The 12,664-nt window shown below is 71.0% G+C and carries 7 protein-coding genes; 3 read left to right on the top strand and 4 right to left on the bottom strand.

Features of this window, described 5'->3' with window-relative positions; translation table 11 throughout:
- Window positions 1–5: 5 nt before the first annotated feature.
- The 3 genes from HUA78_RS19015 to HUA78_RS19005 form a co-directional block, all read right to left on the bottom strand.
- The gene (locus HUA78_RS19015) at window positions 6–500 is read right to left on the bottom strand and encodes a hypothetical protein (RefSeq protein ID WP_254623789.1); all 495 of its coding nucleotides are present in this window, start codon (window positions 498–500) and stop codon (window positions 6–8) included.
- Complete coding sequence (locus HUA78_RS19010; RefSeq protein WP_371745610.1) at window positions 497–2,089, bottom strand: glucan biosynthesis protein; 1,593 nt, start codon at window positions 2,087–2,089, stop codon at window positions 497–499. The genes HUA78_RS19015 and HUA78_RS19010 overlap by 4 nt, the downstream gene beginning before the upstream one ends.
- A 330-nt stretch (window positions 2,090–2,419) precedes the next feature.
- Window positions 2,420–4,711 (bottom strand): PAS domain S-box protein, encoded by a 2,292-nt coding sequence (locus tag HUA78_RS19005; RefSeq protein ID WP_174464706.1) that lies wholly within the window; start codon window positions 4,709–4,711, stop codon window positions 2,420–2,422.
- 160 nt (window positions 4,712–4,871) lie between these two features.
- Between HUA78_RS19005 and HUA78_RS19000 the strand changes: the two genes are divergently transcribed.
- Entirely contained in the window at window positions 4,872–5,465 is a 594-nt protein-coding gene (locus HUA78_RS19000) for a DUF2378 family protein (protein ID WP_174464707.1), read from the top strand.
- Window positions 5,466–5,474: 9 nt separating this feature from the next.
- Here the strand turns inward: HUA78_RS19000 and HUA78_RS18995 are convergent, their stop codons facing one another.
- Window positions 5,475–6,485 carry a serine protease gene (locus tag HUA78_RS18995; protein ID WP_174461774.1) on the bottom strand — a complete coding sequence of 337 codons (1,011 nt, stop codon included), beginning with the start codon at window positions 6,483–6,485 and terminating at the stop codon, window positions 5,475–5,477.
- A 182-nt stretch (window positions 6,486–6,667) separates the two neighbouring features.
- Between HUA78_RS18995 and uvrA the strand changes: the two genes are divergently transcribed.
- Window positions 6,668–11,974: an excinuclease ABC subunit UvrA gene (uvrA, locus tag HUA78_RS18990; protein ID WP_174476844.1), complete on the top strand. Its 5,307-nt coding sequence runs from the start codon at window positions 6,668–6,670 to the stop codon at window positions 11,972–11,974.
- 70 nt (window positions 11,975–12,044) lie between these two features.
- Window positions 12,045–12,641: a glutathione peroxidase gene (locus HUA78_RS18985; RefSeq protein WP_174464709.1), complete on the top strand. Its 597-nt coding sequence runs from the start codon at window positions 12,045–12,047 to the stop codon at window positions 12,639–12,641.
- The last annotated feature ends 23 nt before the right edge of the window (window positions 12,642–12,664 follow it).

Here is a 12,664-nt window from a genome sequence, read left to right as displayed (position 1 = left end):
CCCGCTCAGCGGGAGATGGAGACGTCCGGCGACGCCCCGCGCCACCAGCGGCGCAGCAGCTCACCGAACGGCCACAGCACGAGCTGCTGCTCGGGCATCACCGCGCTGACCTGCGCGGGCGCCGGCACCGGCACCGCCGCGCGCGCCGCCTTCACGAAGTCCTCCGGCGCCGAAGCCCGGGTGAGCAGCCGCGCGCCCCGGCTCGCGCCGTCGCACAGGACGAAGGCCGCGCGGCCTCGCGCCAGCAGGCCCGGGCCCGCGTGCTCCATTCCCAGGACGCTCGCGAACCACGTCTCCATGCGCGCGCGCGCCAGCGCCACGGCCGCGGGGGGCTGGGCACCCTGGGCGCCGTAGCCGTCCAGCACCCACGCCGCCAGCGCGGACAGGTCCGCCTCGGTGGTGAAGCCGAAGCCGCGGAAGAAGGTGTCGAGCGCCGCGCGAGAACGCGGGACGGCCCAGACGGTGGACGGGACGGAGGGGCAGGCAGTCAGCGTCGTCACGGAATCCACAGGTAGCTCCAGGTCTCGGTGAGAGTCTCCGGGCCGCGCTTGAGGTACGCGCGCAGCTCGGTGGGGACGGCAGGGGAGGCGGGGTGCAGCTCGAAGGTGGCGCGCCAGCCACCCGAGGGCGTGTGGCGGTTGGCGATGGGGCGCAGGACCTTGCCCGAGCCGGCGCTGACGACGAGCTCCACGGGCGTGGTGCTCTCCTTCAGGTCCGGCACAGGGGAGAAGTCGATGACGAAGCGGCGCATGGGGCGCGCGTCCTTCAGCCTCGCGCCCTTCCAGGAGTCGCCCGCGTCCAGGCGCGTGCTGACGACGGTGGCGCCCGTCACGGGCCACGGCGAGCGCGAGCCCCAGTGCAGCTTGTACGCGACGCGCAGCGAATCGCCGGCCGCCAGCGGCTTCTGGGGCACCCAGAAGGCGACGATGTTGTCGTTCGTCTCGTCCGGCGTCGGCAGCTCCACCAGGCGCACCACGCCCGGGCCCCACTCGCCCACCGGCTCCACCCACGCGCTGGGCCGGCGCTCGTAGTGCGCCTCCAGGTCCTCGTAGTGGGCGAACGCCGTGTCGCGCTGCAGGACGCCGAAGGCGCGCGGGCTGTCCACCTGGAAGCTGGAGACGTTGATGCGCTCGGGGTTCTGCAGCGGCCGCCAGAGCTGCTCGCCCGTGCGCGTCCAGACGAAGAGGCCGTCCGAGTCGTGAACCTCCGGCCGGAAGTCGTCGTAGTCGCCCCGGTCGTTCTCCCCGAAGAGGTACATGCTCGTCAGCGGCGCCACGCCGAGCTGCTCCACCGGCTTGCGAGCGAAAATCGTGGCCTCCACCTCCATCACCGTGTTCGCCCCGGGGATGACGGTGAAGCGATACGCGCCGGTGACGCTGGGGCTGTCCATCAGCGCGTGCACGACGACGCGGTCCGCGCCGGGAGCGGGCTTCTCCAGCCACAGCTCACGGAAGGCGGGGAACTCCTCGGGGCGCGACGTCGCCGTGTCGAGCGCGAGCCCGCGCGCGGACAGGCCATACAGGTTGCCCTGGCCCAGCGCCCGGAAGTAGCTGGCGCCCAGGAACACCACCAGTTCGTCGAAGAGGTCCGAGCGGTTCAGCGGATGCGACAGCCGCATGCCCGCGTAGCCATCCGCCTTCTTCAGCGGGCCGGGCTTCACCAGCGGGCCGTAGGTGAACAGCTCCGGCGAGAAGCGCAGCGGCGCCGACTTGCCGCCGGTCACCTCGTACATCGCCACCGGGAACTGGAAGAAGAAGCCGGGGTGGAAGAACTGCGCCTGGAAGGGCAGCCCCGCGTCACGCCACTGCGCCTTCTCCGGACGGAAGCGGATGTCCCGGTACGCGTCGTAGTCCAGCGTCTTGTAGGACTCCGGCAACGTCGACACGGGCTCCACGTACGCCTGCGCCGCCTTCGCCCTCGCCCGCTCTACCACCGTCTCCGACGTGAAGCTCGAGCCGCCCCGAGACTGCGACGTGGACGGGGCGGGGGCCGCCGCGCACGCGGTTCCGGCCGTGGCCACCAGCGCCACGCCCAGCCACCGCACGCACGCCGCGCGCGTCCCACCGTGCTTGTTCCTGTCCGCCGTCACGCCTGATGCCTCCGGGAAAACCGAGGGGGCGAGCGGCTCCTGGTGACTCCCGGACCTCGCTCGACTCCGCCGCCCGCATGGCCTCCACGGTGCGGCGCGTCAGCCCAGAGCAACCCCCGTACCAGCCCATGACGCGGTCGTTCATCCCTGGAATATCTTCAGGAATCGCGCACGCTTACTCGGAGGATTTAGTTTGAGGTCAATGAAGCTGCGGGCTTGCGGGGGCGTCGTGTGACGCAGCCTGGGCAGGGCCGTGGAATCGCTGGGGAATTGAAGGACAGCCGGCGCGTGAGTCTGTCCGATTCTTCCACAGGTGGACTGTGACCCGGATCAGGCGCGGGCCAATCGTTCCTGCACCAAGGACAGCAGCTCGCGGCCCGCGAAGGGCTTCTCGAGATGCGGGCTGGTGACGGTTTCAAGGAAGGCGCGGGCCTGGGGTGTCACCGCACCGCCGGTGAGGAAGACGACGCGGCGGGCCTGGTCCGGATAGCGCTTCATCAGCGTGGAGTAGAAGTCCATGCCGCTCATGCCGGGCATCATCAAGTCGCAGAAGACGACGTCGTAGTGCTCGCCGGCTTCGATTCGCTCCAGCGCGTCCTGCGCGCGCGTGGCGAGCGTGACGTCGTGGTGGGGGCGCAGCGTGCGGCCGAGCGCCGTGCAGACCAGGGGTTCGTCATCCACCACGAGCAGCCGTCCGCGCTTCTCCGCGGAGGCGGGCGCCTCCAGTGGCGGCGGTGGTGGCAGCGCGCGCGGGCGCTCGGACGGAGGCAGCAGCACCTGGAAGGTGGAGCCTCGGTTGGGGGCGCTGCGCACGCGAATCTCGCCGCCCAGCGCCGTCACCAGGTTGTGGCAGATGGACAGGCCCAGGCCGGTGCCCACGCCGGGAGCCTTGGTGGTGAAGAAGGGGTCGAACAGGCGCGGCAGGTGCTCCGCGGCGATGCCCACGCCCGTGTCCGACACCTCCACCAGCACGCGGCCTCCATCACCCATGCGCGCGGCGACGCGAATCTCGTGGCGGTCCGGCGAGCCCTCCGGAATGGCCTGCGCGGCGTTGACCAGGAGATTCAGGAACACCTGGCCCAGCCGCGACTCGTTGGCGCGCACGGGCGTGACGTCCTCGAAGAGCTTCACCAGCCGGGCGCGGTGGCGGATCTCCGTGGTCGCCAGGTTCAGCGTGGAGTCGAGCACCTGGCGCACGTCGACGACGGAGTCCTCGAGCGAATCCACCCGACTGAAGGTCTTCAGGTCGCGGACGATGGTTCGCACGCGCTCGGCGCCCTGCTGGGCCTCGGCGAGCGCGGATTGCGCGTCCGCCAGGGACTCGGTCACCGTGGCGTCCATGCCGGGCGCGCCGGGGCCGGGCAGGTTGGACAGCTCCTCGCGCGCGAAGGCGAGGTTGGCGGTGAGGTAGGCCAGCGGGTTGTTGATTTCATGCGCCACGCCCGCGGCGAGCGTACCCACGGAGGCCATGCGCTCGGCGAGCATCAGTCGCGCCTGCATCTGGTGGCGCTCCGTCAGGTCATGCGCCACGGAGACAATGGAGTCCTCGCCGTCGAAGTGCAGTGGGAAGGTGGTGGACTCCACGTGGAGGATGCCGCCGTCGCGCCGCACCATGCGCCTTTCTGAAAGGGCGTTGCGCCCGGTGCGCAGGGCCTCGTGCATGCGCGCGTCCGCCGAGGCCAGGTCCTCGGGGGGAATCATGTCGGAGATGTGCTTGCCGATGAGCTCGCGCACGTCCGAGTAGCCCAGCGCGCGGGCGACCTTCAGGTTGGCGTAGCGCACGCGCGCGTCACGGTCGAAGACGGCCACCAGGTCCGGCAGGCTCTGGATGAGCGTGCGGAAGCTCACCTCCGAGCGGCGCACCTCCTCCTCCGCCTGCTTCAGCGGGGTGATGTCCGGGAAGAAGGAGATGACGTGCGGCTCGCCCGCATAGGGCACCAGCCCCATGAACAACAGCGTGTGGCGCACTTCGCCGGTGCTGGTGTGGTACTGCGCGTCCACGCCCCGCACCGAGCCGTGCTGCCGCAGCCGCTCCATGACGTGGGCGCGGTCGAACGGGCGCTCCCACAGGCGCAGCTCCACCGTCGTCTTGCCCAGCATGTCCTCGCGCGAGTAGCCGAACGCCCGGAAGTAGGCGTCATTGGCCGCCACGACGCGGCCTTCGCCCAGCGTGGTGATGGAGGTGGGCACCGGGCTGACGGAGAGCATGGTGTCGCGCAGTTCGTCGCCGAACGGCACCCCGACGCGCGACTCGCGGCGGGCGGAGCGGCGCTCGGCCATGTCCAGCCGCAGTCGCAGCTCCTCCGCGTCCATGGGCCAGGCCAGCACTTCATCCGCGCCGTCCTCCAGCGCGGGCTCCAGCAGGTGGAGCGCGCCGCGTCGCCCCACCAACATCACCACCGCCGCGGCGCCACCCGGCAGGCTGCGCAGGGCCCGCACGAGGGGCATTCGCGAGCCCGGCTCGCGCGCATCCAGCACCACCAGGGGACAGGGCTCGGCGCGCCAGGCCGCCGGTACTTCCACGTCACGAGCGACGTGGACCACCGTGTTCCCCCTGGCTTCCAGCAGGGTTTCCAGTGGCGACAGGTCCGCCCCTCCCTGAGCGACTATCAGGACCCGCATGGGACTCCTTGCATGCAAACGACCATCGTTGCACGAGCCCTCGTGTTGTAAAAGTGTGCTGAGGCGCTAGTTTTCCAGGGCAACGAAAGCCGCGCGGACAGCGGGCTGTTAGAGTGGTTCCGGGCCGGTGCGGACCGGCGGATTCGGAGGGGGGAACGCCATGGAGCGGCGGGGCTCGAAGGACGCGGCGGTGGGGGCTCGGAAGGCGCCCTACGTGCCAGTGCAGGTGCCACGGCGCAACTTCGAGGGGCTGTTCGTCCATGCGCTGAAGCCCTCCGGCGCGTTCGCCCAGTCTCTGCGAGACATCGGCTACGACACGGACACGGACGCATCGCAGGAGTACTACCCCCTCACCGTGTGGCGCGCGGCGCTGGGTGTGGCGCGGCGCTTCGCGTGCGCGGGACAACCTCCTGAGGAGGCAAACCGGGCGCTGGGGCACCGCTACGTGGAGGGCTTCGCGCAGACGTTGGTGGGGCGCATCTTCGCCACCGCGGCGCCACTGTTGGGTACCGAGCGTTGTCTGACGCGGCTGCCCACGTACCTGAAGGCGGGGCGCGAGGACATGAAGATGGTCCTGGAGCCGGTGCAGGAGCGGGAGTGGCGCGTGCGGGTGGTGGACGGGGACCCGTTGCCGGACTTCGTGGCGGGCGTGGTGGAAGGCGTGCTGCGGCGCACCCGGGTGCGGCCGCTCGTGGACGTGCTGGACCGGCAGCCGGCCGGCTACGCGCTGCGCGTTCGCTGGGAGGATGCGTGAGGCGGCGCGTCAGTTGAGGTAGTTCTTGGGCGGCGGCGCCGAGTGCCTGGCGATGCGGGCGGCTTCTGGACGGATTTTCTGGAGCCAGCGGCCGATGACGTCCAGCAATCCATCGAAGGTGTCGCGCAGGGCCCAGGCCCGGTCGTCGGAGTCCGGCAAATCATCGCAGCGCGTGAGTCCGTCGCGCAGCGCGCGCTGGGCGCCAGGGAAGGCCTTGCACGAGTCGATGAGTCGCTCGGCGGTGCGGGCATAGAGGCGGTAGCAGCCGTCCACGTCGCCCCGGTTGTACGCGGGGGCGCCCGCGTTGATGGCGTGGCCCAGCGTGGTGGCGATGGACTCCAGCGCATCCGTCGTCGCGCCTTCCAGCACGCTCAACGGATGTTGCGGCACCCTTCTCACGCGTCCGGCCCTGCGGCGAGGCGCCTCCAGCGCGGACAGGGGCGAGGCGGCCGAGCCCCGCAGGAGCGGCGCGATGTAGCGCGTGGGGATGACGAGGCCCAGGGAGCGGCCGTTGGCCAGCGCCGCGGTGGCCACGCCGACCACCGCGCCGCGCATGTCCAGCACCGGCCCGCCGGAGGACTCCTCCGGAAGCGTGCGCGTCAGCTCCAGCAAGGTGAGCCAGTCGCCGAGCACCTGGACCGCCCGCACTTGCTGGGAGCGAACCTCCGGTGCGGGGCCGGCGCCGGCTCGCAGGACGTAGACGGTGTCTCCCTCGGCGGGCAGGGGTGCGGGCGCCAGACCGAGCGGAGGCGCCAGGTCCGTCACCGGTAAACGGAGGATGGCCAAATCACGGCGGTCATCCATCGCCGCCACCTGGTCCACCTCCGCGCGCGTCCCATCCGCCATCACCGCGTGGATGAGGCGTGCTCCCGCCACGGCATGCAGGCTGGTGACGAGGTGTCCCTGTCCGGTGGCGACGAAGGCAGAGGCCGTGTGGCCATCGACTTCCAGCAACACCAGGGAGGGCGAGGCTTGGACCAGCGCGTCACGGGGGGGAGAACTGTTGCTTCCCTCGGCCATGGAGAGCCTCCTGCATCGCGGGGCATCTGGGCACCTGGGCCGGGCGCCGCCCCCGCGCGCTCATTGTACCCCAGTTGTAGCAAGCCGCTCGCCCTTCACCCAACCAGGGGGGGCATTCGTTGACGCGTTGGTTCACTTGTCTGTGGCGTTGAAGTGTCAGGTCGTTAAACCTCCGACCCGAAATGCACAAGACCCACCTCGTAGGCGCCCGAACGCACAACCTGAAGGACCTCTCCGTGGACCTCGCGGAAGGGGAGCTGGTCTGCATCACCGGAGTCTCGGGGGCGGGCAAGTCGAGTCTGGCGCTCGACACGCTGTATGCCGAGGGTCAGCGGCGCTTCGTGGAGAGCTTCAGCCCGTATGCCCGGCAGTTCCTGGAGCGGCTGGAGCGGCCGCCCATGGAGGCGCTGGAGCCGGTGGCCGCGGGTGTGGCGGTGGACCGGCGCGCGCCGGTGAAGAGCTCGCGCTCGACGGTGGCGACGCTGGCGGACGTGGAGCCGTATCTGTCCGCGCTCTTCACGCGCGAGGCGATGCCGGTGTGCCCGGACTGCGGCGTGGAGGCGGTGCGCACGGATGCGCGCGTCGCGGCGTCGGCCCTGCTGCGCGAGTCGCCGGAGGCCCAGGCCCTCATCGCCTTCCCGCTGCGCATCGCGGACACGGCCTCGTTCCTGGACGTGCGCGCCCGGTTGCTGAAGGACGGCTACCACCGGCTGGTGGTGCAGGGCGAGGTGCGGGAGCTGGAGTCGCTCAAGCCCTCGGAGGCGACGGACTCCGCGGGCGTGGCGCGGGTGCTGGTGGACCGGGTGAAGCTGTCTGCCTCGCAGCTGTCGCGCGTGACGCAGGCGATGGAGGACGCGTGGGCTCGCTCGGAGGGCGAGGCGGTGGTGCTGGTGGCCGGCGCCGAGCCGAAGCGGGTGCGCAGGGGGCTGGTGTGTCCGAAGTGCGCGCGTGAGTTCGAGGCCGCGCGGCCGGGCCTGTTCAGCTACCAGTCGCCGGTGGGCGCGTGCGCGCCGTGTCGAGGCTTCGGGCGCACCATCGGCATCGACTGGGACAAGGTGATTCCCAACCCGGCGCTGAGTCTTTCAGAGGGGGCCATCCGTCCGTGGTCCGGCGCGTCGACGGAGTGGGAGCGGGGCATGCTCCAGCGCTGGTGCCGCGCGAAGGGGATTCCCATGGACGCGCCCTGGGCGTCGCTGACGCCGGCGCAGCGGGAGTCGGTGCTGGAGGGTGCGGGTGACTACGACGAAGGGCGCGCCTATCCGGGCGTGCGCGCGTGGTTCCGGTGGATGGAGGGGCGCACGTACAAGATGCACGTGCGCGTGCTGCTGGCGCGCTACCGCGCGTATTCGCTGTGCCAGAGCTGTCGCGGCGCGCGGCTCAATGAGCAGGCGCGCGCGTACCGCGTGGGCGGGTTGGACCTGCCGGGCTGGCACGGGCTGGAGCTGACGGAGGCGCTGGCTCGGCTGGAGGCGCTGGGCACGACGACGGGGCAGGGCGAACTGGCGCGGCGTGAGCTGTCCGGGCGCCTGAGCTACCTGCGGCGCGTGGGGTTGGGCTACCTGACGTTGGACCGCCAGGCGCGCACGCTGTCCGGAGGCGAGGCGCAGCGCGTGTCGCTGACGGCGGCGCTGGGGACGTCACTCACCGGCTCGCTGTTCGTCCTGGACGAGCCCACGGTGGGACTGCATCCCGGGGACGTGCCTCCGTTGACGGAGGCCATCGCGGAGCTGGCGGAGCGGGGCAACATCGCGCTCGTGATTGAGCATGACCCGCTGGTCATCCGCTCCGCGCATCGCGTGCTGGAGCTGGGCCCCGGCGCGGGCCGCGAAGGTGGACGGCTGTGCTTCGATGGTCCGCCGGAGGCGCTGGCGAAGCGCAAGGACCTGCCCACCGGTCGACTCCTCGCGGGGAGCGATGAGGCGCCGAGGACGCCTCGCGTGAAGACGGGCTCCATCGAGGTGCGGGGCGCGCGGGAGCACAACCTGAAGGCGCTGTCGGTGAGCGTGCCGCTGGGCGTGCTGTGCGCGGTGACGGGGCCGAGCGGCTCCGGAAAGAGCACGCTGGTGGACGAGGTGCTCTACCGGCACCTGGCCCGGCGGCTGGGCGTGAAGGACGTGGAGGCCCCGGGGGTGGTGGACGCGCTGGAGGGTGCCGAGGCGGTGAAGGCCATCACCTTCGTGGACCAGTCTCCGCTGGGGCGCACGTCGCGTGGCAATGCCGCCACGTACACCAAGGCGTGGGACAGGCTGCGAGAGCGCTTCGCCGCGGAGCCCGACGCGCAGGTGCGCGGACTGACGCCGGCCCACTTCTCCTTCAACGTGGACAAGGGGCGCTGCGAGGCGTGCTCGGGCGAGGGCTACGAGACGGTGGAGATGCAGTTCCTCGCGGACGTGGCCCTGCTGTGCGCGGTGTGCCGGGGCCGGCGCTTCAAGGAGGAGGTGCTCGCCGTCCGCCACCAGGGCTTCAGCGTGGCGCAGGTGCTGGAGATGACGGTGTCCGAGGTGCTCCAGCACTTCGGGAGCGACGCGGCCCTCCAGCGCACGCTGGGGCCGGTGGCGCGGCTGGGCCTGGGCTACCTGCCCCTGGGGCAGCCCCTGTCCACGTTGTCGGGCGGAGAGGCGCAGCGGCTGAAGCTGGCGCGTGCGCTGGCCACCGAGTCGAAGGGCTCGCTGTTCCTCATCGACGAGCCGAGCGCGGGCCTGCACGCGGAGGACGTGCGTCACGTCATCGACGCGCTTCATGCGCTGGTGGACCGTGGCGCCAGCGTCATCGTCGTGGACCACGACGTGTCGGTGATGAAGGCGTCGGACTGGGTCATCGACCTGGGGCCGGTGGGCGGCAAGGACGGCGGCCGGCTGGTGGCTGAAGGCACGCCCGCGGACGTGGCGCGTGGCGAGGGCGCGACGGCGGAGGCGCTGCGAGGTGAGCGCAAGCCGTTGGGCCGTTCGGTGAAGCTGCGCAAGCCGGGCAAGGACGTCGCTCCGGCCATCGAGGTGGAGCACGCGCGCGAGCACAACCTGCAGGACGTGTCGTGCAAGATTCCGCTCGGGAAGATGACCGTCGTCACCGGGCCGAGCGGCTCGGGCAAGAGCTCGCTGGCCTTCGACGTGGTGTTCGCGGAGGGACAGCGGCGCTTCCTGGAGACGCTCAGCCCCTACGCGCGGCAGTTCCTGCCCACCATGCCCCGGCCGGACGTGGAGCGCGTCAGCTCCATTCCGCCCACCGTGGCGCTGGAGCAACGCACCTCTCGCGCGGGTGGCACGAGCACCGTGGCCACCGTCACCGAGGTGGCCCACTACCTGCGCCTGCTGTTCGCCAAGCTGGGGGAGCCGCACTGCCCTCGCGACGACACGGCCATCACCTCCATCTCTCCGGAGCTCCTGTTCGCGCAGCTCTCCGCGATGAAGGGCGAGGCGACGGTGCTGGCGCCCGCGGTGCGCTCGCGCAAGGGCACGTACCTGGATGTCTTCACGGCGGCGGCGCGCGGGGGCATCACCACCGCCATCGTCGACGGGCAGCTCGCCTCCACGGATGACCCGCCGCGACTGGCGAAGACGCGCGAGCACGACATCGACCTCGTCATGTACGAGGGCAAGGTCTCCAAGCTGCCGCGCGACGTGTTCGACAAGGCGCTGGGCTGGGGACAGGGCGCGCTGAAGCTGCGCACCTCGAAGGGTGAGACGCTGCTGTCCACCGAGCGCACCTGTCCCCAGTGCGGCACCGCCGTGCCGGAGCTGGACCCGCGCTGGTTCTCCTTCAACACGAAGCAGGGGCGCTGCGACTCGTGCGAGGGCACGGGTGTGCAGGGCGGACCCACGGCGCAGGCCGAGGGCGAGACGGCGCCGTGCCGCGCGTGCGGTGGCAGTCGGTTGGACCCCATCCCTCGCGGCGTGCGGCTGGAAGGGGCGCGCTACCACGAGGTGGTGAAGCAGTCCGTGGCCTCGGCGCTGGAGCGCGTGAAGGGCTGGAAGTTCAAGGGGGACCGCGCGCTCCTGGGCGAGCCGTCCCGACAGGAGCTTCTGCGGCGCATGGAGTTCCTGGAGCGTGTGGGCCTGGGCTACCTGTCCCTGGACCGCAACGCGGCCACGTTGTCGGGCGGAGAGATGCAGCGACTGCGCTTGTCCGCGCAGCTCGGCGCGGGCCTCACCGGGGCGATGTACGTGCTGGATGAGCCCACCATCGGCCTGCATCCGCGTGACACCCACCGCCTGCTCGACAACCTGCGCGCGCTGGTGAACACGGGCTCCACGGTGCTGGTGGTGGAGCACGACTCGGACACCATCCGCGCGGCGGACCATCTGCTCGACCTGGGACCCACCGGTGGCCGTGGCGGCGGACGCATCCTCGCGGAAGGCCCGCCGGACGTGGTGCTGCAGAGCGACTCTCCCACGGCCGTCGCGCTGCGCGAGGCTCAGGTGCGGCCTCCTTCAGGACGCGGAGAGCCAAAGCACTGGCTGGAGCTGAAGGGCGCGCGCGCCAACAACCTGAAGCGCGTGGACCTGCGGCTGCCCGTGGGCCGGCTCAACGTCGTCAGTGGCGTGTCCGGCTCCGGCAAGAGCACGCTGATTCGCCAGGTGCTCTACCCGGCGCTGCGCGAGGCGCTGGAGCTGGTCTCCTCGAAGCCGGGCCCCTTCGATTCGCTGAAGGGCGTGGACCCGGTGAAGCGGGTGATGTCGGTGGACCAGTCGCCCATCGGTCGCACGCCGCGCTCGGTGCCGGCGACGTTCCTGGGCATCTGGGACGAGCTGCGCCGGGCCTTCGCCGCCACGCCCGAGGCGAAGATTCGGGGCTTCTCCGCCGCGCGCTTCTCCTTCAACACCGCCGCCGGTGGACGGTGCACCGCGTGCGAGGGGCAGGGCTCCATCTCCCATGAGATGTCCTTCCTCCCGGACGTGGTGACGCCGTGCGAGGCCTGCGGCGGCGCGCGCTTCGACGCGGCCACGCTGGAGATTCGCTACCACGGCCTGTCCATCGGCGACGTGCTGCGGCTGTCCGCCGACGAGGCGAAGGACGTCTTCCGCTCCATTCCCAAGGTGGCCGCGCCGCTGCAATGCCTGTCGGATTTGGGCGTGGGCTACCTCCAGCTCGGGCAGGGCTCCAACACCCTGTCCGGCGGCGAGGCGCAGCGGCTCAAGCTGGCGTCCGAGCTGACGGCCTCCTCACGGCACGAGCCCACGCTGTACGTGCTCGACGAGCCGACGACGGGCCTGCACCTGGGCGACGTGGAGAAGCTCATCACCTTCCTGGGGCGACTGGTGGACCGGGGCGACACGCTGGTGGTCATCGAGCACCACCCGTCCGTCATCGGCGCGGCGGACCACGTCGTGGAGCTGGGGCCGGAGGGCGGCGATGACGGCGGCCTCATCGTCGCGGAGGGCACGCCTCGCGAGGTGGCGAAGGTGAAGACGGCCACCGGGCGGGTGCTCAAGTCCCTCTTCTCCGGCGAGGACCGTCACGCATCGCGTCGCGGCGCGACGGGGAGCCGGTGAGGGTGGGATGTCGAAGACAGGACAGAAGGTCGTGAAACGGGGGCGGGGCTTCGGCATTCTTGGCGGCCCCATGAGAACCCTCCATGTACTGACCGTCGCCACGGCGCTCATCGTCACCCCGGCACTCGCCGGGGATTCGGCGACGAAGCCCACCACTCCCGCGAAGTCCCAGCCCCCGAGCGAGAAGAAGCCCATGTCCCTGCATGACCTGTCCGCGAACCGTCTCGATGGCAAGGCCGAGAAGCTCTCCGATTTCCAGGGCAAGGTCCTGGTCGTGGTGAACACCGCGTCGGAGTGTGGCTACACGCCGCAGTACGCGGGCCTGGAGAAGCTCTTCCAGGACTACAAGGACAAGGGCGTCGTCGTGCTGGGCTTCCCGTCCAATGACTTCGGCGGGCAGGAGCCGGGCAGCTCGGAGGACATCAAGAAGTTCTGCGAGCTGCGCTTCAAGGTCAGCTTCCCCATGTTCGAGAAGGTGAAGACGAAGGGCGACGGCCAGTCCCCGGTCTACGCCTTCCTCGCGAAGAACCACGACGCGCCGAAGTGGAACTTCCACAAGTACGTCGTGGGCAAGGACGGCCAGGTGAAGGCGGGCTTCCCCAGCAAGGTGACGCCGGAGAGCGACGAGCTGCGCAAGGCCGTCGACGCCGCGCTCGCCCAGCCGTAGTGGACGGCTGAGCTCTCGCCGGC

This window comes from Myxococcus sp. CA033 (assembly GCF_013336625.1).
Classification (GTDB): Bacteria; Myxococcota; Myxococcia; order Myxococcales; family Myxococcaceae; genus Myxococcus; species Myxococcus llanfairpwllgwyngyllgogerychwyrndrobwllllantysiliogogogochensis.
This window is presented reverse-complemented; position numbering and strand designations above follow the sequence as displayed.

What these genes read in the sequence shown, in the direction of transcription:
- HUA78_RS19005 (WP_174464706.1), bottom strand. Translation starts at nt 4,711, where the DNA reads ATGCGGGTCCTGATAGTCGCTCAGGGAGGGGCGGACCTGTCGCCACTG.
- HUA78_RS19000 (WP_174464707.1), top strand. Translation starts at nt 4,872, where the DNA reads ATGGAGCGGCGGGGCTCGAAGGACGCGGCGGTGGGGGCTCGGAAGGCG.
- HUA78_RS18995 (WP_174461774.1), bottom strand. Translation starts at nt 6,485, where the DNA reads ATGGCCGAGGGAAGCAACAGTTCTCCCCCCCGTGACGCGCTGGTCCAA.
- uvrA (WP_174476844.1), top strand. Translation starts at nt 6,668, where the DNA reads ATGCACAAGACCCACCTCGTAGGCGCCCGAACGCACAACCTGAAGGAC.
- HUA78_RS18985 (WP_174464709.1), top strand. Translation starts at nt 12,045, where the DNA reads ATGAGAACCCTCCATGTACTGACCGTCGCCACGGCGCTCATCGTCACC.